Source organism: Kitasatospora sp. NPDC092948 (genome assembly GCF_044754805.1).
In the GTDB taxonomy this organism is placed as follows: Bacteria; Actinomycetota; Actinomycetes; order Streptomycetales; family Streptomycetaceae; genus Kitasatospora.
Genome location: NZ_JBIVPU010000002.1, coordinates 1 through 25,096 on the forward strand (window position 1 = coordinate 1; position 25,096 = coordinate 25,096).

Genomic DNA, 25,096 nt, shown 5'->3' on the forward strand with positions numbered 1-25,096 from the left:
ATCAACGACGACGAGGCACACACCCGCGCCACCTCCTCGATCACGATCACCGTCGCCAGCGCATCCGCCCCCGCACCCCCGTACTCCTCCGGCACGTGCACCGCGTGAAGATCGTTCGACTGCAGCGCCTCCAACGCCTCCGCAGGAAAACGACCCTCCTCGTCCACCTCCGCCGCGAACGGGGCGATCTTCGCCTCCGCCAGCGAACGCACCGACTCACGGAGCATCTCGTGCTCCTCGCCCAGCCGGTAGAGGTCGAAGTCCGATCCGGAGTTTCCCGCCATCTTCTCTGCCCCTTGCGTGAGTTACCGTCGAGTAATGCCCATCGTAGGCGCGCGGGCCGGCGTCAGTCGACCTTGTCGCCGAGGGTGTCGGCGCTGGTGCGGTGCTGGGCGAGGTAGTCGTCCATCCGGTCGGTGCGCATCGCGTCCCAGAGCAGGCCGGCCGCGCTGTCGTCCATCAGGACGACGGACTGGCCGTCGACGGAGTCGAAGCCGCCGAAGGGGGCGTTCATGAAGTGGACGCCGTCGGGACGGACCGCGCGCAGGCTCCAGGCGAGGTCGTAGAGGTCGCTGTTGCTGAGCCGGTCGTCGACCGAGACCACGTCGCCGACGGTGCCGAGCAGGCCGGTGAGCCTGCCGGGGCTGGAGAGAGTGCCGGAGTTCATGGTGCGGAGCATCAGCGCGCGCAGGAAGTTCTGCTGGCGCTTGGTGCGGTCGAGGTCGCCGTTCGGCAGGCCGTGCCGTTCGCGGACGTAGAGCAGGGCCTCGGCGCCGTCCATGTGGTGGGTGCCGGCCAGCCATTCGCGCGCTTCGCCCTTGGCCTCGATGGTGCGCGGGATGGTGATGTCGACGCCGCCGACGGCGTCGGTGAGGGCGCGGAAGCCGTTCCAGTCGATCACCGCGACGTGGTCGATCCGGATGCGGGTGAGGTCCTGGACGGTCTGCACCATCAGCGCGGGCCCGCCCCAGGAGTAGGCGGCGTTGATCTTCGCCTTGCCGTGGCCGGGCACCGGCACCCAGGTGTCGCGCGGGATGGACACCACCGAGACGGACTTCCGGTCGGCGGAGATGTGCATCAGCATCATGGTGTCGCTGCGCTGCGCGCCGTACTGCCAGGCCGGGGCCTTCGCGGCCTGCCCGGTGGTGGGCAGGTCGGCGCGGGCGTCCAGCCCGACCAGCAGGAAGGTCTGGCCGGAGTGCGGGACGGCGGTGGGCTGCGCGGCGCCGCCGGTCGGGAAGGCGTTCGGGATGCGCGTCACCGAGGACGCGTAGTGCTCGGCGGTCCACACCAGCGCGCCGAAGCCGCCGCCGATCAGCACCAGCAGCACGGCCAGCGTCCACAGCAGCAGCCGGCGGCCCCGGCGGCGGCGCGGTACGGCCTGCTTCCCCTCGTCCGAAGGCTCGTCGCCCGAAAGGTCCTGCTCGTCGCCGTCCCGGTCGCCGCGGTCGAAGATGCTGAGCGACCCCTGGTCCTCGTCGGCCTCGTCCGGCCGCTCATCGGCAGTCATGCGCGCATTGTGAACCTGCCGTACAGACTTTCGGGGGGAAACCGTGAAATCGGCCGACCCCGTGTGCGGTAGCCGTACCGATACCATCGGTCCGTGCGGCCGTCGCACTGTCCGGAACGGCCCGAACGGAAGGGAACGCCCGTGGCTCCGCGCATCACGGTGATCGGTACCGGCTACTTGGGCGCCACGCATGCCGCGTGCATGGCCGAGCTCGGTTTCGAGGTCCTCGGGCTGGACGTCGACCGGGACAAGCTGGCGGCGCTCGCCGCGGGCCGGGTCCCGATGTTCGAGCCGGGCCTGTCGGAGCTGCTGGTCAAGCACGTGGAGGGCCACGAGGGCTCGACCGGGCGGCTCCGGTTCACGGGCTCCTGGGAAGAGGTCGCGGCCTTCGGCGACGTGCACTTCATCTGCGTCAACACCCCGCAGCGCAAGGGCGAGTTCGCGGCCGACATGAGCCACGTGGACTCCGCGGTGGACTCGCTCGCCCCGCACCTGGACCGGCCGACCCTGGTGGTCGGCAAGTCCACCGTGCCGGTGGGTTCGGCGAACCGGCTGGCGACCCGGCTGGCCGCGCTGGCCCCTGCCGGGGAGCAGGTCGAGCTCGCCTGGAACCCGGAGTTCCTGCGCGAGGGCTACGCGGTCGGCGACACCCTGCACCCGGACCGCCTGGTGGTGGGCGTGCGCAGCGAGCGCGCCGAGCAGCTGCTGCGCGAGGTGTACGCGGGCCCGATCGCGGACGGCGTGCCGTTCGTGGTGACCGACTTCGCGACCGCCGAGCTGGTGAAGGCCGCCGCGAACTCCTTCCTGGCCACCAAGATCTCGTTCATAAACGCGATGGCCGAGGTCTGCGAGAGCGCCGGCGCGGACGTGGTGCAGCTGTCCACCGCGCTGTCGTACGACGAGCGGATCGGCGGCCGGTTCCTGAACGCCGGGCTGGGCTTCGGCGGCGGCTGCCTGCCCAAGGACATCCGGGCGTTCATGGCCCGGGCCGGGGAGCTGGGCGCCGACCAGGCGCTGACCTTCCTGCGCGAGGTCGACTCGATCAACATGCGGCGCCGCTCCCGGATGGTGGAGCTGGCCCGCGAGCAGTGCGGCGGCGGCTTCCTGGGCCGCCGGGTGGCGGTGCTGGGCGCGGCGTTCAAGCCGAACTCGGACGACATCCGGGACTCTCCGGCGCTGAACGTGGCCGGCCAGATCCAACTCCAGGGCGCCCAGGTCACGGTGTACGACCCGAAGGCGATGGACAACGCCCGCAAGCTGTTCCCCAGCCTGTCGTACGCGGCCTCCGCCCTGGAGGCCGTCCAGGGCGCCCACGTGGTGCTGCACCTGACGGAGTGGCAGGAGTTCCGCGAGCTCGACCCGGTCGAGGTCGGCGCACTGGTCGCCGAGCGCCGCCTGCTGGACGGCCGCAACGTACTGGACGGCGAATCCTGGCGGGCCGCCGGCTGGTCCTACCGCGCGATGGGCCGGCCGTCCGCGGAATGAGCGGTGCGGTGGCGTCGTTCCCCCTGGCATGAGCTACGGAGACGACGCCACCGTCCGGAAGATCCTCACCTCCTCCGGCGACACCTGGGCCGTGGTCGGCCTGTCCACCAACACCGCGCGCGCCGCGTACGGGGTGGCCCGGGTGTTGCAGCAGGCCGGCAAGCGCATCGTGCCGGTGCACCCGAAGGCCGAGACGGTGCTCGGCGAGCAGGGTTACGCCTCGCTCGCCGAGATCCCGTTCCCGGTCGACGTGGTGGACGTGTTCGTCAACTCCGAGCTGGCCGGCGAGGTCGCCGACCAGGCGGTGGCGAAGGGCGCCAAGGCCGTCTGGTTCCAGCTCGGGGTGGTCGACGGGGCCGCCTTCGACCGCACCCGGGCCGCCGGGCTGGACATGGTGATGGACCGCTGCCCGGCGATCGAGCTGCCCCGCCTCTGAGGTGACGGCGAGTCAGCCCGCGACGGGGAAGGCGATGTCGCAGACCTCGTCGGCGGGGCCGGCGGCCGCCCAGTCGGCGAAGTACACCTCGCGGCCGGGGCCGGTGCGCCGCGTGCCGTGCTGCTCCATCCAGGCGCAGACCGCGTCGTAGGCGGACAGGATCTGCGGGTACTCCACCTGGGCCTTGGTGATGGTGGTGTACGCCTCCCGGTGGGCGGGCTCGGTGCGGTGCGGGGCGGTCAGCCCGGCGGCGCGCGCCGGGTCGACCGGCACGCAGACCTCGACCGGGCCGTCCGCGTCCTCGTCGACCTCGCCGTGGTAGACCACGAACGGGGCGGCCACCACGCCGCCGTGCTCGGCGGCGACCGCCTCCAGCCGCGCGGTGGCGGCCGGGATCCACTCGTCCAGCTCCGCGGGCCTGATCCGGCGCCGCTCGGTGAGCACCAGCTGCTCCGGCACCTCGCGCTGTTCGATCCGGTACATCTCGTCGATTCCTTCCAGTGCGCCGAGTTGGATGCGGAGGTGTTCGGCCAGCGCCCGCTGCGAGGCGGTGCGCCGTTCCACGGCCGCCCAGTACCCGGCGACCCGCTCGGCCGCCTCGGGGCCCGGCAGGGCGAGCACCTCGGCGACCGTGGCGAGCGGCATGTCCAGGCCGCGCAGCCGGACGATCAGCCGCGCGGTGGCCAGCCGGCCGGCCCGGTAGTACCGGTAGCCGGTGCCCGGGTCGACCAGGTCCGGCGGGAGCAGGCCCCGCCGGTCGTACAGCCGCAGCGCCTTCGGCGACAGCAGGCCCCGGCGGGCGAACTCACCGGTGGTGAGCAGCCGTTCTTCCTCCACGCCGGTCAGCGTGGGGCCTGCCCCAGGGGCAGGGTCAAGCGGGTCGGTCACGCGCCGTCCAGCTGTTCCCGGGTGGCGATCGACGGCCCGCGTTCGGCCTGGAGGCGGCGGGCCACCGTCTCGGCGTCGCGCAGCACCCGGACGGCGTTGTGCCAGGTCAGCTTGGAGAGGTCGGCCTCGGACCAGCCGCGGCCCAGGAGTTCGGCGATCAGCACCGGGTAGCCGGACACGTCGTCGAGGCCGGCCGGGGTGAACGGGGTGCCGTCGAAGTCGCCGCCGATGCCGAGGTGGTCGATGCCGGCGACCTCGCGCATGTGGTCGAGGTGGTCGGCGACGTCGGCCGCGGTGGCGATCGGACGCGGGTGGGCGTCCGCGTAGGCGTGCTGCACGACCATCGCCGGCGGGGAGGTGTCGAACGGGTTGAAGCCGTGCGCGGTCATGTTGGCGTCGGCGGCCTCGGTCCACTCGACGGCCTCGGGCAGCACGAACTTGGGCACGAAGGTGACCATCGCGACGCCGCCGTTGCCGGGCAGCGCGGCGAGCACGTCGTCGGGGACGTTGCGCGGGTGGTCGCAGACGGCGCGCGAGGAGGAGTGCGAGAACAGCACCGGGGCCTCGGAGACCCGCAGCGCGTCGCGCATGGTGTCGGCGGAGACGTGCGAGAGGTCGACCAGCATGCCGAGCCGGTTCATCTCCCGGACCACCTCCTCGCCGAACGCGGTGAGGCCGCCGTGCACGGGCTCGTCGGTGGCGGAGTCCGCCCACGGCACGTTCGAGTTGTGGGTGAGCGTCAAGTACCGCACGCCGAGCGCGTACAGGGCCCGCAGGGTGGCCAGCGAGGAGTTGATGGAGTGCCCGCCCTCGGCGCCCATCAGCGAGGCGATCCGGCCCTCGGCGCGGGCGCTCTCCATCTCGTCGGCGGTGAACGCCGGGCGCAGGTGCTCGGGGTGCCGGGCGGCCATCGCCCGGACGAAGTCCATCTGCTCCAGGGTGGCGCTGACCGCGCCGTCGCCGGACAGGCCGGCGGGCACGAACACCGACCAGAACTGCGCACCGACCCCGCCCGCCCGCAGGCGGCCGAGGTCGGTGTGCAGCCGGTGGCTCTGATCGGCCGCCAGGTCGACGGCGTCCAGGTCGTAGCCGGCGATGGCGCGCATCGCCCACGGCAGGTCGTTGTGGCCGTCCACCACGGGGGCGGTGCGGAGGACGGCCCTGGCGCGCTCGATCAGTTCGGGAGTCATCCTCCCGTTCTACTACTTGCCGAAGCCGAAGGACTCGTTGCCCGCCACCTTGGCCCGCAGCTTGCGGCCCTTCTCGGTCGCCTGGCTGTTCAGCTCGGCCTGGAACTCGACCATCTTCTCGGCCAGTTCGGCGTCGAACGCGGCCAGCATCCGCACCGCGAGCAGACCCGCGTTGCGCGCCCCGGCCACCGAGACGGTCGCCACCGGCACCCCGGCCGGCATCTGCACGATCGACAGCAGGCTGTCCATCCCGTCCAGGTACCGCAGCGGCACCGGCACCCCGATCACCGGCAGCGGCGTCACCGACGCCAGCATCCCCGGCAGGTGCGCGGCCCCGCCGGCCCCGGCGATGATCGCCTTCAGCCCGCGCCCGTGCGCCCGCTCCCCGTACGCGACCATCTCGCGCGGCATCCGGTGCGCGGACACCACGTCGACCTCGTACGGAATCTCGAACTCGTCGAGCGCCTGCGCGGCGGCCTCCATCACGGGCCAGTCGGAGTCCGAGCCCATCACGATGCCGACAAGGGGGTTCGTCATTCGGTGATCGTTCCTCGCAGGTAGGCGGCCGCGTGGCGGGCGCGCTCGCGGACGTCTTCGAGGTCGTCCCCGAAGACGTTGACGTGGCCGACCTTGCGGCCGGGCTTCACGTCCTTTCCGTACATGTGGATCCTGAGGCCGGGGTCGCGGGCCATGCAGTGCAGGAAGGCGTGGTAGAGGTCGGGGTAGTCGCCGCCGAGGACGTTGACCATGACGGTCCACTTGGCGCGGGGGCGGGGGTCGCCGAGGGGGAGGTCGAGGACGGCGCGCAGGTGGTTCTCGAACTGGGAGGTGACGGAGCCGTCCTGGGTCCAGTGCCCGGAGTTGTGCGGGCGCATGGCGAGTTCGTTGACCAGGATGCGGCCGTCGCGGGTCTGGAAGAGCTCGACCGCGAGGTGGCCGACGATGCCGAGGTCACCGGCGATCCGCAGCGCCAGCTGCTGGGCCTCGTCGGAGAGGGCCGGGTCGAGGTCGGGCGCGGGGGCGGTGACCTCGGCGCAGATGCCGTTCTCCTGCACCGATTCGACGACGGGGTAGGCGACGGCCTGGCCGCTGGGCGAGCGCACCACGTTGGCGGCCAGCTCGCGGACGAAGTCGACCTTCTCCTCGGCCAGGACGGGAACGCCGGCCAGGAACGGGGCGGCGGCCTCGGCCTCGTCCTCGACGACCCAGACGCCCTTGCCGTCGTAGCCGCCGCGCACGGTCTTCAGGACCACCGGGTAGCCCGCGCCCTCGGCGGCGAACGCGGTGACGTCGGCCGGGTCGGCGACGATCCGGTGCCGGGGGCAGGGGACGCCGATGGAGTCCAGCTTGGCCCGCATCACGCCCTTGTCCTGGGCGTTGACCAGCGCCTCGGGGCCGGGCCGGACGGCCACGCCCTCGGCCTGGAGGGCCAGCAGGTGCTCGGTGGGCACGTGCTCGTGGTCGAAGGTGATGACGTCGCAGTCGGCGGCGAAGGCCCGCAGCACGTCGAGGTCGCGGTAGTCGCCGTACTCGGTGGTGCCGACCACCTGCGCGGCCGACTCCTGGGGAGTGTCGGCGAGGAGTTTGAAGCGGATGCCCAGCGGGATGCCCGCCTGGTGCATCATGCGGGCGAGCTGCCCGCCGCCGATGACTCCGACCACTGGAAAGTTCGCATTGCCCGCTACAGTCACGCGCTCCAGGATATCGGGGCCGGTCAGGGGCCCGACACCGGCGTGCGCCGGGGGCGCATGCACCGGGCGTGGAGCGGAGCACACAGAATGTGCCGGTAGCCTGGTGCGCCTTGGATCGCACGACACCACTTATCCGATCATGTGAAGCATACGGAGCAGCCCGGATGACGAGCAGCACAGAACCGCGTTCCTCGCTCACTCAGCGGCTGCGCGGCATGTCCCTGGAGGCGGTCGGCTTCGCCGTGATCGGCGCCTCGGGCGTGGTGGTCAACTTCGCCCTGTTCTGGATCCTCACCAACGGCTTCGGCCTGGCCTCGCTGCGGTCCAACATCGCGGCCACCCTGGTGGCCATCACCACCAACTACCTGGGCTACCGGTACTGGCTGTACAAGGACCGCGACGCCGCCTCCCGCAAGCGCGAGATCACGCTGTTCCTGCTGTTCAGCGGCATCGGCATGCTGATCGAGACCGGCACCCTGGGCTTCACCCAGTACGTGCTGGGCCTGGACACCCCGTTCGAGCGGCTGGGCGGCAAGTTCCTCGGCCTGGTGGTGGCCACCGTGTTCCGCTTCGTCTCCTACCGCACCTGGGTGTTCAAGGCGATGCCGGAGCTGGAGGACCCCGAGGTGGTGCAGGAGGCCGAGCTGCTGCTGGCCGCCGAGGACAACCGCTCGCTGACCAACTGACGATCCGTCAGTCGCCCGCGTGGGCGAGGAACAGCGCGAACACCGGCGGCCGCAGCGACAGCAGTTCGAGGCGGCCGCCGTCGGCTTCCGCGAGGTCGCGGGCGACGGCCAGGCCGATCCCGGTGGAGTTGCGGCCGCTGACGGCCCGCTCGAAGACCCGGTTGCCGAGCTCCCGGGGAACGCCCGGCCCCTCGTCCTGGACCTCGGCGACCACCGAGCTGCCGGAGCGGCGGGCCCGCAGGGTGATGGTGCCGGCGCCGTGCATCAGCGAGTTCTCGATCAGCGTGGCCAGCACCTGGGAGACCGTGCCGGGGGTGCCGATCACCCGGACGTCGCGCAGCCCCTCGACGACCAGTTGGCGTCCGCTGTCGCGCACCGTCGGGGCCCACTCCTCGACCTGCTGCTTGAGCACGTCGTCCAGGCCGAAGCTCACCGCGGTGGGGCTGTTGGGGTCGCGCTGGTTGGTGAGCAGCCGCTGCACCACGTCGGTGAGCCGTTCGACCTGCTGGAGGCCGATGGCGGCCTCCTCGCGGACGGTGTCCGGGTCCTCGGCGAGGGCGGTGATCTCCTCCAGCCGCATGGACAGCGCGGTGAGCGGGGTGCGCAGCTGGTGCGAGGCGTCGGCGGCGAGCCGGCGCTCGGCGGTGAGCATCCGGGCGATCCGTTCCGCGCTGGTGTCCAACACCTCGGCGATCCGGTCGAGTTCGGGCACCCCGTAGCGGCGGCCCTGCGGGCGGGGGTCGCCGGAGCCGAGCCGTTCGGCGGTCTCGGCGAGGTCGGTGAGCGGACGGGCCAGCCGTTTGGCCTGCCAGACCGCGAGCGCCACGGCGGCCTGCACGGCCAGCAGCGCGACCACGCCGAGCAGCAGCAGCATGTTGCCGATCTCGTGGTCGAGCGCCGCCCGCGACTGGGCGACCGTGACGGTCTCGCCGCTGGCCCCGGACTCGGTGGCGGTCAGCGCGGGCCCGTCGACCGGGCGGCCGAGGACGATCTGCGGCTGCCCGGGGATGTCCACGGTGACGTAGAAGTTCTCGGTCACCACGGCGGCGAACTTCTCGCCGGTGACCGGCTCGCCCGCGGCGAGCCGGCTCTCCACCAGTCCGAGCACCCGGACCGCCACCGCGTCCACCCGGTCGTTGGCGGCGTTGGTGATGGACTGCTTCTCGATCAGGGCCAGCGGCACGCAGAACACCGCGACCACCACCAGGACGACGCCCAGCAGTGAGTTGATCATCCTGCGCTTCACGCCGGGTGGACCTTCAGTTCTTCTCGAAGCGGAAGCCGACGCCTCGGACCGTGGCGATGTAGCGCGGGTTCGCGGCGTCGTCGCCGAGCTTCTTGCGCAGCCAGGAGATGTGCATGTCCAGGGTCTTGGTGGAGGTCCACCAGGTGGTGTCCCAGACCTGGCGCATGATCTCCTCGCGGGTGACGACCCGCCCGGCGTCCCGCACCAGCACCCTCAGCAGCTCGAACTCCTTGGCGGAGAGGGTGAGCTCCTCCTCGCCGAGCCAGGCGCGGTGCGACTCGATGTCGATCTTCACGCCGTGCGCGCCGGTGGTGAGCTGGTCGACGTTGCCGCGCCGGAGCAGGGCGCGGACCCGGGCGAGCAGCTCGGCCAGCCGGAACGGCTTGGTGACGTAGTCGTCGGCGCCGGCGTCCAGGCCGACGACGGTGTCCACCTCGTCGGCGCGGGCGGTGAGCACCAGGACCGGGAAGCTCTTGCCGTCGGCGCGCAGCCGCCGGCACACCTCCAGGCCGTCCATCTCGGGGAGCCCGAGGTCCAGCACGATCAGGTCGACGTCCTCGCTGAGGCCGGCGCCCAGGGCGGCCGGTCCATCCTCGCGGACGAGCACCTCGTAGCCCTCGCGGCGCAGGGCGCGGGCCAGCGGTTCGGAGATTGCCGGGTCGTCCTCGGCCAGCAGCACACAGGTCATAGGGGCGATGGTAGACCGCTCGGGCACGCCCGATCAGGGGGTCTTCCGAGCTTTCGACGCGCCCGGGCGGCGCGCTGTGAACACTGTCACAGGGTGTGATCGACTTGCATTCACGGGCATCTTCGGCAACAACTGCGCTTACATGGACATTCTTCGCACGAGCCTTGTCATCACAGGCAATTCTCCGGTCCTGGCATCGAATGGCACAGTCTGACGCCACCCCGCTTTACCTTCCGAATACCATTCACGCTCCGCAGTCAACCGAACTCGCGACTTACAGTGGTGGGGAACCCGAGCAAGACAGGCAAGGAATCAGCATGGCTTCGAGCACCCTGGAGTCCGAGGTACGGCCCACTCCCACTGACGGACGGACCTTCCTCGGCCACCCCCGCGGCCTCGCCACCCTCTTCATGACGGAGACGTGGGAGCGCTTCAGCTTCTACGGCATGCGCGCCCTGCTGGTGGTCTACATGTCCGCCAAGGCGGCCGACGGCGGCCTGGAGATGCAGGTCGCCACCGCCACCGCGGTGTACTCGGTCTACAACGCGATGGTCTACCTGCTGGCCCTGCCCGGCGGCTGGATCGCCGACCGTCTGCTCGGCGCCCGGCGCACCGTCGCCCTGGGCGGCGCGATCATCATGGTCGGCCACTTCCTGCTCGCCGTGCCCGCCTCGGCGGCGTTCTTCGGCGGCCTGGTCTTCATCGCGGTCGGCTCCGGCCTGCTGAAGGCCAACATCTCGACCATGGTCGGCCACCTCTACGACGGGCCCAACGACCCGCGCCGGGACGGCGGCTTCACGATCTTCTACATGGGCATCAACCTCGGCGCCTTCCTCGCCCCGCTGGCCATCGGCACCGTCGGCCAGAAAGTCGACTGGCACCTGGGCTTCGCGATGGCCGGCGTCGGCATGGCCCTCGGCCTGATCCAGTACCTGCTGGGCACCCGCCACCTCAGCCCGCGCTCCAGCGTGGTCAGCGCCCCGATCACCCCCGAAGAGCGCCGCACCGTGCTGCGCAAGGCCGGTCTGTGGCTGGCCGCCGCCGCCGTCTTCTACGGCGTGGTCGTCGGCACCGGCAACTTCAGCGTCGCCTGGGCGATCTGGCCGCTGTCGCTGGCCGGCATCGCCATCCCCGTCCTGGTCTTCTCCCGGATCCGCCGGGACAAGGAGCTGACCGGCGAGGAGCGCTCGCGGATGGGCGGCTACCTGTGGTTCTTCGCCGCCGCCGCGGTGTTCTGGATGATCTACGACCAGTCCGGTTCGACGCTCAGCGTCTTCGCCGACCGCAACACCGCCGGCAGCCTGTTCGGCTTCTCGTTCCCGTCCAGCTGGTTCCAGTCGCTGAACCCGCTGTACATCATGGCGCTCGCCCCGGTGTTCGCCTGGCTGTGGAACGCCGCCGCCCGCCGCGGCCGCAACCCCTCCACCACCTCCAAGTTCGCCTTCGGCCTGCTGATGATCGGCGCGTCGTTCCTGGTGATGATGCTGGCGATGGCGGCGGCCAGCGGCGGCGTCAAGGTCACCCCGCTGTGGCTGGCCGTGGTCTACCTGATCCAGACCACCGGCGAGCTCACCCTCTCCCCCGTCGGCCTGTCCGTCACCACCAAGCTGGCGCCCGCCAAGTACGCCAGCCAGATGATGGGCATCTGGTTCCTCGCAGTCACCGCCGGCGACTGCGTGGCCGCCCTGACCCAGCTGGCGCTGGGCAGCGACGTGGTCGGCTCCACCTGGTACTTCGCCGCCCAGGGCCTGCTGGCCGTCATCGCCGGCGTCGGCCTGTTCTCCGCCCGCAGCCGGATCGGGAAGCTGATGGGCGACGTGCGCTGAGGCGCCTCCGGCCGGTCCGCCCGGACCGGCACGCGACGACACCTCCCGGCCCCTGGTGGGCCGGGAGGTGTCGTCGTTCCACGCCCGGGCAGGACCGGCCCCGGTCAGGCCTTCCGGACCCCGCCCTGCCAGACGGCGGCGGTCAGCGGGACGCCCGGACGGTACGCCAGGTGGACGTGCGAAGGCGCGTCCAGCAGCAGCAGGTCCGCCCGGGCCCCCGGGGAGACCCGCCCCACATCGGTGCGGCGCAGCGCCAGCGCCCCGCCGGCGGTGGCCGCGTGCACCGCCTCGTCGGGGGTCATGCCCATCTCGCGCACCGCGACGGCCACGCAGAACGGCATCGAGCTGGTGAAGCTGGAGCCGGGGTTGCAGTCCGTGGACAGCGCGACCCGCGCCCCGGCGTCCAGCAGCCGCCGGGCGTCCGGGTACGGCGCCCGGGTGGAGAACTCCGCACCCGGCAGCAGCGTGGCCACCGTGTCGCCGTCGGCCAGCGCCGCCACGTCCTGGTCGGTCAGGTGCGTGCAGTGGTCGGCGGACGCCGCGCCCAGCTCCACCGCGAGCTGCACGCCCGGGCCGGGGCCCAACTGGTTGGCGTGCACCCGCGGCAGCAGGCCCTTCGCCGTGCCGGCGGTCAGCACCGCCCGGGCCTGGTCGCCGTCGAACGCCCCGCGCTCGCAGAACACGTCCACCCACCGGGCGAACGGGGCGCACGCGTCCAGCATCTCCCCCGTCACCAGCTCGACGTACCCCGCCGGATCGTCCGCGAACTCGGGGCCCACCACGTGCGCCCCGAGATACGTCGTCTCCTCGGTGTGCCCCGCCGCGATCCTGAGCGACCGCGCCTCGTCGACGGTGCTCAGCCCGTACCCCGACTTCACCTCCACCGTCGTGGTGCCCTGCCGCAGCATCTCCGCCAGGAGCCGGGTCACGTTCGCGTTCAACTCCGCGTCCGACGCCGCCCGGGTCGCCGCGACCGTGGTCCGGATCCCCCCGGCCGAGTACGCCCGCCCCGACATCCGCGCGTTGAACTCCGCGGTCCGGTCCCCGGCGAACACCAGGTGCGAGTGGCTGTCCACGAACCCGGGCAGCAGCGCCCGCCCCGCGGCGTCGAAGCTCTCGTCGGCGGCGGGGGCGTCCGCGCTCCGGCCCACCCACGCCACCCGATCGCCCTCCACGACCACGGCGGCGTCCGCGATCAGCCCGAGCGGCCCGTCGCCGAGTGCCGGGTCATTGGTGACCAGCGATCCAACATTGCTGATGAGCAGGCTCATGAACGTCTCTGTCCTTGACCGGTCGTAGTCCACTGGATACCGCGCCCCGCCAGGGGCGCCGGGGGTGCCCCCGGCGGAAGCCGAGGGGGCGGAACTGCGCGAAGCGGGAGGCGAACACCCGCACGATCGCGGCTTCGGGGGAACGCCCTACCGCAGTGCGTCCACCGCGGCCGCCATCGCCCGGGCGGGCTCCGGCACCAGCTGGTGCACCCCGTCCTTGACGATGTGCCGCCCGCCCACCACCACGTGCCGCACGTCCGCCGCACTCGCCGCGAACACCGCGATCTCCGCACCTAGCATCGGCGGCGCCCCCGCCGTCCGCACGCTGTCCAGCGCGATCACGCAGAAGTCGGCGAGGAAGCCGGCCTCCAGCCGCCCCGCCTCGTCCCACCCGAGCGACGCGTGCCCGTCCTCCGTGCCGGCCCGCAGCAGTGCGTTCGCCGTCCAGTGCCCGCGGGTGCGGCTGCGCAGGCGCTCGTCGAGCTCCAGCGCCCGCGCCTCCTCGAACGGGTCGATGACGGCGTGGCTGTCGCTGCCGAGGGTGATCGGGCAGCCCTCGTCGGCCAGTCGCCTCGCGGGGCCGATCCCGTCCGCCAGGTCCCGTTCGGTCGTCGGACACATGCAGACGGCGGTTCCGCTCTGCGACAGCAGCCGGACGTCCTCGTCCGTCAGGTGCGTCGCATGGACGGCGGAGGTGCGCGGCCCGAGGACGCCGTGGTCGGCGAGGAGGCGGGTGGGGGTGACGCCGTGCGCGGCGAGGCAGGCGTCGTTCTCGGCGGTCTGTTCGGAGAGGTGGACGTGCAGCGGCGCCCGGCGGGTCGCGGCCCACTGCGCGACGGTCCCGAGCTGGTCGGCGGGGACGGCCCGGACGGAGTGCACCGCGGCGCCGATCCGGGCGTGGTCCGCGCCCGCCAGGGACGAGGCCCGGGCTGCCCAGGCGTCCGCGTCGCCGTCGGAGAAGCGGAGTTGGTGCCGGGTCGGCTCCGCGCCGAAGCCGGCCGACAGGTAGCAGGTGTCCAGCAGCGTGATCCGGATGCCGGCCCGGGCGGCGGCCTCGATCAGCGCCTCGCCCATCGCGTTCGGGTGGTCGTACCGGACGCCGCCCGGCGCGTGGTGCAGGTAGTGGAACTCGCCGACGGCGGTGATGCCGGCCAGCGCCATCTCGGCGTACACGGCGGTGGCCAGCGCGAGGTAGGTGTCCGGGTCGAGCGCGGCGGCGACCTTGTACATGGTGTCGCGCCAGGTCCAGAACGTCCCGGAGCCGACCTGGACGGTGGAGCGCAGCGCCCGGTGGAAGGCGTGCGAGTGCGCGTTGGCGTGCCCGGGCAGCGTCAGTCCGGCGAGCCGGACGGCCCCGGCGGGGCAGGGCCCGCTCCCCGGGGTGACCTCTGCGATCCGGCCGCCGGGGCCGACGGCGATCAGGACGTCGTGCGCGACCGCGGGGCCGTCGGCGTGCGGCAGCCAGGCGTGTTCGGCCCAGTACGTCACGACGGCTGACATGCGAGCTCCTCCAGTACGTCGGCGAGGGCCGTGACGCCCGCGTGGCAGTCGGCCCGCTCGGCGTGTTCGGCCGGCGAGTGCGAGACCCCGGTGGGGTTCCGCACGAACAGCATGGCGGTCGGGACGGCGGACGCCAGGATCCCGGCGTCGTGTCCCGCCCCGGTGGGCAGCACGGGTGCTCCCAGCAGGGCGGCCAGGCGGTCGCGCAGCGGGCCGTCGAAGTCGACGACGGGGGTGTAGGACTCGCGGACCAGTTCGACCCGGACGCCGTCGCGCTCGCCCCGTTCGACCGCCGACTGTCCGATGGCGTCGACCAGTTCACGCAGCGTCGTCTCGTCCGCGGCCCGGGAGTCGAGCCAGCCGCGGATCAGCGAGGCGATCGCGTTGGTGCCGTTGGGTTCGACGGCGACCTTGCCGAAGGTGGCGAGGGCGCCGGCGAGGCGGGCCTTCTTGCGGGCGGCGAGCACGGTGGTGGCGTAGGTGAGCATCGGGTCGCGGCGGTCGGCGAGCCGGGTGGTGCCGGCGTGGTTGGCCTCGCCGTGGAAGTCGAACCGCCAGCGGCCGTGCGGCCAGATCGCGCTGGCGACGCCGACCGGCTGCCCCTCCGTCAAGAACCTGCCCTGCTCGACATGGAGTTCGACGAACGCGCCGATCCGGCCGAGCAGTTCGGGGTCGGCGCCGATCTGTGCCGGGTCGTGTCCGGCCTTGACCATCGCGTCGGGCAGCCACACCCCGTCGGCGTCGCGCAGCCGGTACGCGGCGTCCCGGTCGAGCACGCCGGTGGCGAGTCGGCTGCCCACGCAGGCGACGCCGAACCGGGCGCCCTCCTCGTCGCCGAAGTTGGTGATCGCCAGCGGGCGGGTCAACGCGGTGCCGCGGGAGCGGAGTTCGTCGAGCGCGGCGAACGAGGAGATCACCCCGAGCGGACCGTCGTAGGCACCGCCGTCGGGGACGGAGTCCAGGTGCGAGCCGGTGACGACGGCGTTTCCGGCGGCGGGGTCGCCGAGCCAGGCCCACTGGTTGCCGTTGCGGTCCGTCTCGTAGTGCAGGCCGCGGGCCCGGGCCTGGTCCTCGAACCAGGCCCGGCACTCGGCGTCGGCGGAGTTCCAGGCGTGCCGGCGGTAGCCGCCGGTGGAGGCGGAGCGGCCCACGGGGAGCAGCTCCGCCCACATCGCGTCGAAGCCGTCGGTCACAGCTCGGCCATCGGGCTGTGCTCGGCCATCGGGCTGTGCTCGTCCATAGGGATGTGCTCGTTCATAGGGACGTGCACGCCCCGCTCGTCGGCGACCTCGCTCGCCCGGTCGTACCCGGCGTCGACGTGCCGGATGACGCCCATGCCGGGGTCGTTGGTGAGGACGCGGCGGATCTTCTCGCCGGCCAGCGGGGTGCCGTCGGCGACGGTGACCTGCCCGGCGTGGATGGAGCGGCCGATGCCGACGCCGCCGCCGTGGTGGATGGACACCCAGGACGCGCCGGAGGCGACGTTGACCATGGCGTTCAGCAGCGGCCAGTCGGCGATCGCGTCGGACCCGTCGAGCATCGCCTCGGTCTCCCGGTACGGGGAGGCGACGGAGCCGCAGTCCAGGTGGTCTCGGCCGATCACGATCGGGGCGGACAGCTCGCCGCTCGCCACCATGTCGTTGAACCGCTCGCCGGCCTTGTCGCGCTCGCCGTAGCCCAGCCAGCAGATCCGCGCGGGCAGGCCCTGGAAGTGCACCTTCTCCTGGGCCATCCTAATCCAGCGGTGCAGCGACTCGTTCTCCGGGAACAGGTCGAGGACGGCCTTGTCGGTCTTGTGGATGTCCTTCGGGTCGCCGGACAGCGCGGCCCAGCGGAACGGGCCCTTGCCCTCGCAGAACAGCGGCCGGATGTATGCGGGGACGAACCCGGGGAACGCGAACGCCCGGTCGTAACCGGCGAGTTGGGCCTCGCCGCGGATCGAGTTGCCGTAGTCGAAGACCTCCGCGCCGCGGTCCTGGAAGCCGACCATCGCCTCCACGTGCCGGGCCATCGACTCGCGGGCGCGCCGGGTGAACTCGGCCGGCTCGGCGGCGGCGTAGCTCGCCATGTCCTCGAAGGCGACGCCGGTCGGCAGGTAGGCCAGCGGGTCGTGGGCGCTGGTCTGGTCGGTGACGATGTCGACCGGGGCGTCCATCGCGAGCAGCTGCGGCAGCAGGTCGGCGGCGTTGCCCAGCAGGCCGATGGAGAGCGGCTGCCGCTTGTCGCGGGCCTCGGTGGCGAGCTGAAGTGCGTGGTCGAGGTTCTTGGCCTCGACGTCGAGGTAGCGGTGCTCGATCCGGCGGGCGATCCGGGACGGGTCGCAGTCGATGCAGATCGCCACGCCGCCGTTCATGGTGACGGCCAGCGGCTGCGCGCCGCCCATGCCGCCGAGGCCGGCGGTGAGGGTGATGGTGCCTTCCAGCGTCCCGCCGAAGCGCTTGTTCGCCACGGCCGCGAAGGTCTCGTAGGTGCCCTGGAGGATGCCCTGGGTGCCGATGTAGATCCACGAACCGGCGGTCATCTGGCCGTACATGGTGAGGCCGAGCGACTCCAGGCGGCGGAACTCCTCCCAGTTCGCCCAGTCGCCGACCAGGTTGGAGTTGGCGATCAGCACCCGGGGCGCCCACTCGTGGGTCTGCATCACGCCGACCGGCCGGCCCGACTGGACCAGCATGGTCTCGTCCTGCTTGAGGCCCTGCAGGGTCCGCACCATGGCGTCGAACGAGCGCCAGTCGCGGGCGGCCTTTCCGGTGCCGCCGTAGACCACCAGCTTGGACGGGTGCTCGGCGACCTCCGGGTCGAGGTTGTTCATCAGCATCCGCAGGGCGGCTTCCTGCTGCCAGCCCTGCGTGCTCAGCCCGGTGCCCCGCGCCGCGCGCACCTCGCGCGGGCCGCTCGCCTGCTCTGCCATGGACCAGCCTCCTTGCGGATGGATTCATTCACAATCAAGCAGAGTGAATATATCCAAACAGCATCGGGCTGACCAGAGTTTCGAGGGCCCGCGTCACGGCGCCCGTTCTCAGCTCTTCCCCGGATCCCCCGGCCCACTCGGCCCACTCGGCCCGACCGGCCCGCCGGGTCCGCCCGGCTCCCCCGATCCACCCGGTCCGCCCGATCCGCCGGGTCCGCCGGGTCCGCCCCGCTTTCCCGGCCCTCCCGGTTTCCCCGGTCCGCCCGGCGAACCGCTCTCGCCGCGCAGCGCCGCCAACCGGTGCCGGTACTCCTCGACCTCGATCTCGCCGCGGGCCAGCCGTTCGGCCAGCACCCGCTCCGCCTCCGGGGCGTGCCCCTGCGGGCCCTGCGGTGGGCCGCCCCACTGCGTTCCGCCCGCCCGACCGACCGACCGGTGCGTCGATGACGCGCGCCACAGCGCGGCCAGCACGACGATCACCAGCAGCACGAACAGCATGAACGTGATTCCGGGCAGCACCCACGACCAGCCGCCGTGGTAGTACCCGTGGTGCCAGAACCTCATCACCATCACCCGCCACCGCACCCGAACGGGTGCGCCGAATTCCAGTCTGCGCCTCGCCGGGCCGCACCGGAACGCCGAACGCCGCCCGGTGTTCCGGGCGGCGTTCGGGGACGGTGCGGGGCGGTACCCGGGTCAGGCCGGATCGGTGGACACCAGGACGGGCCGGTCGCCGGACAGGTCGAAGATCCGGGAGTCGATGTCGGTGGTGACGGTGATCCGGTCGGGTCCGGTCCAGGAGGCCGACTTGAACAAGCCCTCGCCCGGCCACTTCCCCGCCGCGGTGAACACCGTCCACCGCCGGCCGGACCAGCCGGAGCCGTCCTCCACCTGGACCTCCCAGGTCTGGGTCTCGGCCTCGCCGGTCCCGAAGTGGAAGACGACCACCATGGTGCGGTCGGCGCCGCCCGGCGCGGCGCTGCGCTCCACCTTCGGCGGGAACGGGGCGATGTCCGAGGCCACGAACACCAGCAGGAAGAAGAGTCCGCTGAGTGCCACGACGCTGCCCAGCCCGATCGTCGACAGCGTCCGGGTGTGGGTGCTGCCGAGCAGGATGCCGGCGACCAGCGCCAGGATCACGGCGGCGAGGTACAGCCCGAGGTGGGCCCGCCCGAGCGTGTCGGCCAGCGCCATGCGGCCACCGGAGCGGGTCTCGTGCTCCCCCCACCCGGCGGCGCCCGCCGTGAGCGCCGCGGTGCCTGCGCACAGCCACCCGGCGGTCGATCGAACGCTCATGCGCACCCCCCTTGTTCGGCGGTCACCCTATCGCCCCCTGAGCAGGCATCAGGCCGCCGCGTCGCCGTCCCAGTCGATGCCGATCTCGGCGAGCCAGCGGCGGTCCTCCGCGTCCGGCTGGGCGGTCGGCTCACCAGGACGGCTCTCGCCGGGCCGGTTCTCACCCGGCCGGTTGTCACCCGGCCGGTTCTCGCCCGGCCGGTTCTCGCCGGGGCGGGCCGGTGGGCGCGGGAGGTGCTGGATCGGGCCGACGCCGTAGCGGGCGGCGGCCTCCTCGGCGGCCGGGTCGCCGGGTTCCAGGACGCCGATGTGCACGGCCTCCTCGTCGCCCGGGTCGAGCACGATCAGTTCGGGGTTCGGCGGGCGGCGCAGCGCGATGCGTCGGCCGCACTGCGGGCAGGACCATTCGTCGGCGCCGGAGCCGAGCCGTCCGGTGAGCCGCATCTGATGGATCGGTGGTGGCATTGGACTTCCCCCGTCCAAAGCTGTCGTCGTCCCTACCTGGAAGATGCCCGCCCGCGGCCGGTCGTCAACCCGGCGCAGGGGTGTCTTTGGGGGAACAACGGGTGTCAGTCCAGGAACAACTGACGGGCCGTCGCCGACTGTTCAATGGCCTCCAGCCGGGCTTCCGCGCCGGGGATCTCGTCGCACATCGCCTGCAACAGCACCCGGCCGAGCACCATCGGGGCGCACGCGGTGTCGAAGACCAGGCCGGTGCCGACGGCGGCGGGCAGCATCACGTCGGAGAGCTTGGCGACGGGGGCGAACGCGGAGTCGGCGACGGTGAGGACGGTCAGGCCGCAGTCGCGGGCCACCGCGAGGGCGTCCATCAGCTCGCGCGGGTAGCGGGGCAGCGCGAAGCACAGCAGGGCGGTGGCGCCGGCGGAGACGGCCTGTTCCAGGCGGTCGGCGAGCATCGAGCCGCCCTCGTCGAGCAGTCGGATGTCGGGGTGGACCTTGGCGGCGAAGTAGGAGAAGCCGCGGGCCTGGGCGGAGGCGGCGCGCAGGCCGAGCACCGGCAGCGGGCGGGAGGCGGCCAGGATCCGGGCGGCGCGGACGATCGGCGCGGGGTCGGCGAGCAGCTCGGCGAGGTTCCGCAGGTGCTCGATCTCGGCGAGGACGGCCTGCTGGTGCTCGTTGCGGACCACGTCGTGGTGGCTCTCCGGCCCGGCGGCCTCGCCGACGCCGAGTTCGCGCAGCTGCTTGCGCAGCGCCGGGTAGCCGTCGTAGCCGAGCGCGACGGCGAACCGGGTGACGGACGGCTGGCTGACGCCGGCGAGTTCGGCGACCTCGACGCTGGACAGAAACGGCGCCTCGGTGGCGTGCTTGACCAGCGAGTGGGCGATCCGCCGCTGGGTGGGCGTCAGCCGGTGGCCCTCGAAGAGCTGGAGCAGCCGGGCGGAGGGGCCGGCGCCGTTTCCGGGCTCGTCCAGGTCGGTCATCTCGGGTACCTCCACGCTCGGTTGGGCGTTCGCCGGTGGCTTCGGCGGTGGGACGACTGTGGCGCAGTCCCGGCAGGCGGGCAATGGCGTATCGCCAACCGGGACGGGCGCGTTCGGAGGGTGACCGACGCGCCCGTCCCGTGCAACCTGCCGGTCAGGCGAGCGGGCCGGTGATCCGCTGGACCGCGTCGATCAGGGCGCCGGAGGCGACCAGCTCGGCGGCGGCCTCCAGGTCCGGGGAGAGGAAGCGGTCGCGGCCGGGCCCGCCGACGCCGGCGGCGCGGGCCGCACCGACCGCGGCGGCGGTCGCCGGGGCGAGCGTCCCGGACTGCTCGGCGGCCTGCTCGCGGATCTCCAACGCCCGTGCGGAGGCGACGAGTTCGACGGCCAGCACGCGGCCGAGGTTGGCCACCGCCTGGCGCAGCTTGCGGGCCGCGGACCAGCCCATCGAGACGTGGTCCTCCTGCATCGCCGAGGACGGGATGGAGTCCACCGAGGCGGGCACCGCGAGCCGCTTGTTCTCGCTGACCAGCGCGGCCTGGGTGTACTGGGCGATCATCAGGCCGGAGTCCACGCCCGGGTCGTCGGCGAGGAACGCGGGCAGGCCGTGCGAGCGGGCCTTGTCGAGCAGCCGGTCGGTGCGGCGCTCGGCGATCGAGGCCAGGTCGGCGGCGGCGATCGCCAGGAAGTCCAGCACGTAGGCGACGGGCGCGCCGTGGAAGTTGCCGTTGGACTCGACCCGGCCGTCGGGCAGCACCACCGGGTTGTCGACGGACGCGGCGAGTTCCCGGTCGGCGACCAGCGCGGCGTGCGCCAGGGTGTCGCGGCCGGCGCCGGCCACCTGCGGGGCGCAGCGGATCGAGTAGGCGTCCTGGACCCGCGGCGCGTCGTCCTGGTGGTGGCCGGTCAGTCCGGAGCCGCGCAGCACGGCCAGCATGTTGGCGGCGGCGGCGGCCTGGCCGGGGTGCGGGCGGATCGGGGCGTGCAGTTCGGGGGCGAGCACCTTGTCGGTGCCGAGCAGCGCCTCCAGCGTCATCGCGGCGGTGATGTCGGCGGTGGTGTACAGGCGGCGGAGGTCGGCGAGCGCCATCACCAGCATGCCGAGCATGCCGTCGGTGCCGTTGATGAGGGCCAGGCCCTCCTTCTCCAGCAGTTCGACCGGTTCGATGCCGGCCTCGGCGAGCAGGTCGGCGGCGGGCCGCTCGACGCCGTCGGGGCCGAACGCGGTGCCCTCGCCCATCAGCGCCAGGGCGCAGTGCGAGAGCGGGGCGAGGTCGCCGGAGCAGCCGAGCGAGCCGAACTCCCGTACCACCGGGGTGATTCCGGCGTTCAGCAGGGCGGCCATGGTCTGCGCGACCAGCGGGCGCACGCCGGTGCGGCCGGAGGCCAGCGTCTTCATCCGCAGGAACATCAGCGCCCGGACCACCTCGGTCTCCACCACCGGGCCCATGCCGGCGGCGTGCGAGCGCACCAGCGAGCGCTGGAGCTGGGCCCGCAGTTCGGGGCTGATGTGACGCACCGCCAGCGCGCCGAAGCCGGTGGACACCCCGTACACAGGTCGGGGCTCGGCGGCGAGGGCGTCGATCCGGGCGCGGGCGGCGGCCATCTCGGCTAGCGCGTCCGGGCCGATCTCCACCCGGGCCCCGCCGCGGGCGACGGCGAGGACATCCTCGGCGCTGACGTCGGCCTTGCCGACCTGGACGACGACACTGTGCATATCCATATGCACATTCTCACCAGGTGAATGAACATCTGACAAGCACATCCGTCGGCCGGACCACTATGCTGCCGCGCACCAGTTCGACCGAAGGGGGACGGATGAGCGGCGAGAACGGCACACTCCGGGTCCGGATCGCAGGCCGGAGCGTCGGCCGCCTCCGGGTCTGCACCGGCGACACCGTCCTCGGCCGGGCCGGAAACGGCGCGAACACCCCGTTCGTACTCGCCCCCGGCACCCACCGGATCCGGGTCCGCGGCGGCTGGCCGGTCCGTTCCAACACCGTCACCGTCGACGTCCCCGCCGACGGCCGGGTCCAACTCGCCGTCCGCACCACCTGGATCGACCTGGCCATGATGGTCCCGGCGCCGCTGTACTGGCTCACCGGCCAACTCTGGGCCCTGGCCTCGATGATCCCGATCCTGGTGCTGATCTACGGTGTCCCCGGCACCTTGGTCGGACTGCGCGCCGTCGAGCTCTGATTGACTGGCCCGCGGAGGTGCGACACGGATGGCGCGGGCAACGGTACGGCGGCGAGTGGTGCGGCTGAACGGCGGGGAGCGGGGGGCGCGCCCCGACAGCCTGGCGGCCGAGGAGCCGCTGGAGATCCGGATCGGCGGCGAGGCGCTGACCGTCACCATGCGCACCCCCGGCCACGACTTCGACCTGGTGGCGGGCTTCCTGGTCGGCGAGGGCCTGGTCGGCGCCACCGAGGAGCTCGCCGCGCTGCGCTACTGCGCCGGCACCGACGAGGACGGCGCCAACACGTACAACGTGGTCGACGCGACCGTCCGCGGCGCCCGCCCGGCGCTCTCCGCGCACCGCAACCTGCTCACCACCAGCGCCTGCGGCCTGTGCGGACGCGACACCGTGGACGCCGTGCGCACCCGCAGCCGCTGGGACGTCTCGGCCGACCCGCTGACGCTCGACCCGGAGGTGCTCTACGCCCTGCCGGAGCGGCTGCGCGCCGCCCAGCGCACCTTCGAGACCACCGGCGGCCTGCACGCCGCCGCGCTGTTCGCCGCCGACGGCACCCTGCTGTGCGCCCGCGAGGACGTCGGCCGGCACAACGCCGTCGACAAGGTGGTCGGCTGGGCGCTGCGCGAGGGCCTGCTGCCGCTGCGCGGACACGTCCTGCTGGTCTCCGGCCGGGCCTCGTTCGAACTGACCCAGAAGGCCGCGCTGGCCGGCCTGCCGCTGCTGGCGGCGGTCTCCGCGCCGTCCTCGCTCGCCGTCGACCTGGCCGAGGAGCTCGGCCTGACCCTGGTCGGCTTCCTGCGCGGGAGCACCGCGAACGTCTACACCCGTGCGGACCGGATCGTCGCCGACCCGCACGGGTGAAATCCTCAGCGCGGCCAGAGGCTGGTGCGCCAGACGTGCGGGCCGGGCGCGGGGACGTGACGGGGCGTACGGCTGTTCCACGCGGAGGCCGGGCCGCTCGCGGAGGCCGCCAGGGCCCCGGCGGCGGCCCGGGCCTGGACCACCGCCAGGACGGTGGCCAGCTCCTCGGGGGTCGGCTGCCCGTGCAGCACCTGAATGGGAGTCATGTCGCGGTGAACCCTTCTGCTACAGCGGGATGTTGCCGTGCTTCTTCGGCGGCAGCGCCTCCCGCTTGCCGCGCAGCGCCCGCAGCCCGCGGACGATGTGCCGGCGGGTCTCGCTGGGCGCGATGACCGCGTCGACGTAGCCGCGCTCGGCGGCCAGGTACGGGTTGAGCAGGGTGTCCTCGTACGAGGCGAGCAGCTCGGCCCGGCGCTCCTCGCCGCGGCCCTCCGCCTCCGCGGCGGCGATCTCCCGCCGGTGCAGGATGTTGACCGCGCCCTGCGCGCCCATCACCGCGATCTGCGCGGTCGGCCACGCCAGGTTGATGTCCGCGCCCAGGTGCTTGGAGCCCATCACGTCGTACGCGCCGCCGAACGCCTTGCGGGTGATCACGGTGATCAGCGGGACGGTGGCCTCCGCGTAGGCGAAGATCAGCTTCGCGCCGCGGCGGATGATGCCGTCCCACTCCTGGCCGGTGCCGGGCAGGAAGCCGGGCACGTCGACGAAGGTCAGCACCGGGATGTTGAACGCGTCGCAGGTGCGCACGAAACGGGCGGCCTTCTCGCTGGCCGCGATGTCCAGGCAGCCCGCCAGGTCCATCGGCTGGTTGCCGACCACGCCCACCGGGTGGCCCTCGACCCGGCCGAAGCCGACCACGATGTTGCCCGCGTACAGCGGCTGGACCTCCAGGAAGTCCCCGTCGTCCAGCACGTGCTCGATCACCCGGCGGATGTCGTACGGCTGGTTCGCCGAGTCCGGGACGATGCCGTCGAGTTCGAGGTCCTCGTCGGTGATCGACAGGTCCGCCTGCTCGGGGAAGGCCGGCGGATCGCTCAGGTTGTTGGACGGCAGGTACGACAGCAGGCTCTTGACGTACTCGATGGCCTCCTTCTCGTCGGCGGCCAGGTAGTGCGCGTTGCCGGACTTGGTGTTGTGGGTACGGGCGCCGCCCAGCTCCTCCATGTCCACGGTCTCGCCGGTGACGGTCTTGATCACGTCGGGGCCGGTGATGAACATGTGCGAGGTCTTGTCGGCCATCACCACGAAGTCGGTGACCGCCGGCGAGTACACCGCGCCGCCCGCGCACGGGCCCATGATCAGCGAGATCTGCGGGATCACACCCGAGGCGTGCACATTGCGGCGGAAGATCTCGCCGTACAGGCCGAGCGAGACCACGCCCTCCTGGATCCGGGCGCCGCCCGAGTCGTTGATGCCGATCATCGGACAGCCGGTCTTCAGCGCGAAGTCCATCACCTTGACGATCTTCTCGCCGAACACCTCGCCCAGCGAACCGCCGAACACCGTGAAGTCCTGCGCGAACACCGCGACCTGGCGCCCGTCGACGGTGCCGTAGCCGGTCACCACACCGTCGCCGTACGGCCGGTTCTTCTCCTGGCCGAAGTTGGTGGAGCGGTGCCGGGCGAACTCGTCGAACTCCACGAAGGAGTCCTCGTCCAGCAGCTCCAGGATGCGCTCACGGGCCGTCAGCTTGCCCTTCGCGTGCTGCTTCTCGACCGCGGCGGCGGAACCGGAGTGCACCGCCTCGTCGATCCGCCGCCGCAGGTCGGCGAGCTTTCCGGCAGTGGTGTGCGGGTCGTTCGGTGCCTCGGCCATTGCGGTGGCTCTCCCTGCGTCCTCGGCCGCCGGCCCGGGGCGTGGAGGGTTGCGGGCAGGGCGGCGCTGCGGTCTACCGTTGCGTAGCGTAGCCAGCCCGGGGGCCTGTGCGGCTATGGCCATCGACACATCGTGTCCCTGCCCGGTTTGCGGGACG

Annotated in this window: 25 protein-coding genes; 6 read left to right on the plus strand and 19 right to left on the minus strand. The window is 72.6% G+C overall.

Features of this window, described 5'->3' with window-relative positions; translation table 11 throughout:
- Positions 1 to 284, minus strand: a 284-nt coding sequence (locus ACIQF6_RS04655; protein ID WP_400890145.1) for an acyl-CoA dehydrogenase family protein, incomplete at its 3' end; no start/stop codon positions are given.
- Positions 285 to 346: 62 nt separating this feature from the next.
- Complete coding sequence (locus tag ACIQF6_RS04660; RefSeq protein WP_400890147.1) at positions 347 to 1,510, minus strand: LCP family protein; 1,164 nt, start codon at positions 1,508 to 1,510, stop codon at positions 347 to 349.
- Positions 1,511 to 1,651: 141 nt separating this feature from the next.
- Here ACIQF6_RS04660 and ACIQF6_RS04665 point away from each other — a divergent pair, with 141 nt between their 5' ends.
- Complete coding sequence (locus ACIQF6_RS04665) at positions 1,652 to 2,995, plus strand: UDP-glucose dehydrogenase family protein (RefSeq protein ID WP_400890149.1); 1,344 nt, start codon at positions 1,652 to 1,654, stop codon at positions 2,993 to 2,995.
- A 28-nt stretch (positions 2,996 to 3,023) separates the two neighbouring features.
- Positions 3,024 to 3,431, plus strand: coding sequence for a CoA-binding protein (locus ACIQF6_RS04670; protein WP_400890151.1), 408 nt, complete (start codon positions 3,024 to 3,026; stop codon positions 3,429 to 3,431).
- 12 nt (positions 3,432 to 3,443) lie between these two features.
- Here the strand turns inward: ACIQF6_RS04670 and ACIQF6_RS04675 are convergent, their stop codons facing one another.
- The 4 genes from ACIQF6_RS04675 to ACIQF6_RS04690 are packed head-to-tail and all read right to left on the minus strand — an operon-like array spanning position 3,444 to position 7,134.
- On the minus strand, positions 3,444 to 4,277 hold the full coding sequence (locus ACIQF6_RS04675; protein ID WP_400892119.1) for a MerR family transcriptional regulator: 834 nt from the start codon (positions 4,275 to 4,277) through the stop codon (positions 3,444 to 3,446).
- 38 nt (positions 4,278 to 4,315) lie between these two features.
- Positions 4,316 to 5,509 (minus strand): dipeptidase, encoded by a 1,194-nt coding sequence (locus tag ACIQF6_RS04680; RefSeq protein WP_400890153.1) that lies wholly within the window; start codon positions 5,507 to 5,509, stop codon positions 4,316 to 4,318.
- A gap of 12 nt (positions 5,510 to 5,521) precedes the next feature.
- Positions 5,522 to 6,046 (minus strand): 5-(carboxyamino)imidazole ribonucleotide mutase, encoded by a 525-nt coding sequence (gene purE / locus ACIQF6_RS04685; RefSeq protein ID WP_400890155.1) that lies wholly within the window; start codon positions 6,044 to 6,046, stop codon positions 5,522 to 5,524.
- Positions 6,043 to 7,134, minus strand: coding sequence for a 5-(carboxyamino)imidazole ribonucleotide synthase (locus ACIQF6_RS04690; protein ID WP_400892121.1), 1,092 nt, complete (start codon positions 7,132 to 7,134; stop codon positions 6,043 to 6,045). Before ACIQF6_RS04690 ends, purE begins: the two co-directional genes overlap by 4 nt.
- A 230-nt stretch (positions 7,135 to 7,364) precedes the next feature.
- Between ACIQF6_RS04690 and ACIQF6_RS04695 the strand changes: the two genes are divergently transcribed.
- On the plus strand, positions 7,365 to 7,886 hold the full coding sequence (locus ACIQF6_RS04695) for a GtrA family protein (protein WP_400890157.1): 522 nt from the start codon (positions 7,365 to 7,367) through the stop codon (positions 7,884 to 7,886).
- Between the two features lie 7 nt (positions 7,887 to 7,893).
- Here the strand turns inward: ACIQF6_RS04695 and ACIQF6_RS04700 are convergent, their stop codons facing one another.
- On the minus strand, positions 7,894 to 9,132 hold the full coding sequence (locus ACIQF6_RS04700; RefSeq protein WP_400890159.1) for an ATP-binding protein: 1,239 nt from the start codon (positions 9,130 to 9,132) through the stop codon (positions 7,894 to 7,896).
- A 13-nt stretch (positions 9,133 to 9,145) separates the two neighbouring features.
- The gene (locus ACIQF6_RS04705) at positions 9,146 to 9,820 is read right to left on the minus strand and encodes a response regulator transcription factor (protein ID WP_014136090.1); all 675 of its coding nucleotides are present in this window, start codon (positions 9,818 to 9,820) and stop codon (positions 9,146 to 9,148) included.
- A 317-nt stretch (positions 9,821 to 10,137) separates the two neighbouring features.
- Here ACIQF6_RS04705 and ACIQF6_RS04710 point away from each other — a divergent pair, with 317 nt between their 5' ends.
- Positions 10,138 to 11,646, plus strand: a complete 1,509-nt coding sequence (locus ACIQF6_RS04710) for a peptide MFS transporter (RefSeq protein ID WP_400890161.1) — start codon at positions 10,138 to 10,140, stop codon at positions 11,644 to 11,646.
- A 104-nt stretch (positions 11,647 to 11,750) separates the two neighbouring features.
- Here the strand turns inward: ACIQF6_RS04710 and hutI are convergent, their stop codons facing one another.
- The 9 genes from hutI to hutH form a co-directional block, all read right to left on the minus strand.
- Positions 11,751 to 12,917 carry an imidazolonepropionase gene (gene hutI, locus ACIQF6_RS04715; protein ID WP_400890163.1) on the minus strand — a complete coding sequence of 389 codons (1,167 nt, stop codon included), beginning with the start codon at positions 12,915 to 12,917 and terminating at the stop codon, positions 11,751 to 11,753.
- A gap of 147 nt (positions 12,918 to 13,064) precedes the next feature.
- Positions 13,065 to 14,417, minus strand: a complete 1,353-nt coding sequence (locus ACIQF6_RS04720) for a formimidoylglutamate deiminase (RefSeq protein ID WP_400890165.1) — start codon at positions 14,415 to 14,417, stop codon at positions 13,065 to 13,067.
- Entirely contained in the window at positions 14,402 to 15,589 is a 1,188-nt protein-coding gene (locus ACIQF6_RS04725; protein ID WP_400892123.1) for an allantoate amidohydrolase, read from the minus strand. The genes ACIQF6_RS04720 and ACIQF6_RS04725 overlap by 16 nt, the downstream gene beginning before the upstream one ends.
- Before the next feature lie 17 nt (positions 15,590 to 15,606).
- On the minus strand, positions 15,607 to 17,328 hold the full coding sequence (hutU, locus tag ACIQF6_RS04730; protein ID WP_400890167.1) for a urocanate hydratase: 1,722 nt from the start codon (positions 17,326 to 17,328) through the stop codon (positions 15,607 to 15,609).
- Positions 17,329 to 17,436: 108 nt separating this feature from the next.
- Positions 17,437 to 17,892, minus strand: a complete 456-nt coding sequence (locus ACIQF6_RS04735) for a hypothetical protein (RefSeq protein ID WP_400890172.1) — start codon at positions 17,890 to 17,892, stop codon at positions 17,437 to 17,439.
- 132 nt (positions 17,893 to 18,024) lie between these two features.
- Positions 18,025 to 18,624: a hypothetical protein gene (locus ACIQF6_RS04740; protein ID WP_400890174.1), complete on the minus strand. Its 600-nt coding sequence runs from the start codon at positions 18,622 to 18,624 to the stop codon at positions 18,025 to 18,027.
- Positions 18,625 to 18,672: 48 nt separating this feature from the next.
- The gene (locus tag ACIQF6_RS04745) at positions 18,673 to 19,089 is read right to left on the minus strand and encodes a hypothetical protein (RefSeq protein WP_400890176.1); all 417 of its coding nucleotides are present in this window, start codon (positions 19,087 to 19,089) and stop codon (positions 18,673 to 18,675) included.
- 104 nt (positions 19,090 to 19,193) lie between these two features.
- On the minus strand, positions 19,194 to 20,066 hold the full coding sequence (locus tag ACIQF6_RS04750; protein WP_400890178.1) for a MurR/RpiR family transcriptional regulator: 873 nt from the start codon (positions 20,064 to 20,066) through the stop codon (positions 19,194 to 19,196).
- A gap of 154 nt (positions 20,067 to 20,220) precedes the next feature.
- Entirely contained in the window at positions 20,221 to 21,783 is a 1,563-nt protein-coding gene (gene hutH, locus ACIQF6_RS04755) for a histidine ammonia-lyase (protein ID WP_400892125.1), read from the minus strand.
- A 101-nt stretch (positions 21,784 to 21,884) separates the two neighbouring features.
- Between hutH and ACIQF6_RS04760 the strand changes: the two genes are divergently transcribed.
- Entirely contained in the window at positions 21,885 to 22,265 is a 381-nt protein-coding gene (locus tag ACIQF6_RS04760; RefSeq protein ID WP_400890180.1) for a hypothetical protein, read from the plus strand.
- A 28-nt stretch (positions 22,266 to 22,293) separates the two neighbouring features.
- Complete coding sequence (fdhD, locus tag ACIQF6_RS04765; protein WP_400890182.1) at positions 22,294 to 23,124, plus strand: formate dehydrogenase accessory sulfurtransferase FdhD; 831 nt, start codon at positions 22,294 to 22,296, stop codon at positions 23,122 to 23,124.
- 5 nt (positions 23,125 to 23,129) lie between these two features.
- On the opposite strand, the gene ACIQF6_RS04770 is transcribed toward fdhD, so the two are convergent.
- A complete protein-coding gene (locus ACIQF6_RS04770) occupies positions 23,130 to 23,330 on the minus strand; it encodes an acyl-CoA carboxylase subunit epsilon (protein WP_400890184.1) in 201 nt (66 codons plus the stop codon).
- A gap of 19 nt (positions 23,331 to 23,349) precedes the next feature.
- Positions 23,350 to 24,939 (minus strand): acyl-CoA carboxylase subunit beta, encoded by a 1,590-nt coding sequence (locus ACIQF6_RS04775; protein ID WP_400890186.1) that lies wholly within the window; start codon positions 24,937 to 24,939, stop codon positions 23,350 to 23,352.
- Positions 24,940 to 25,096 lie beyond the last annotated feature (157 nt).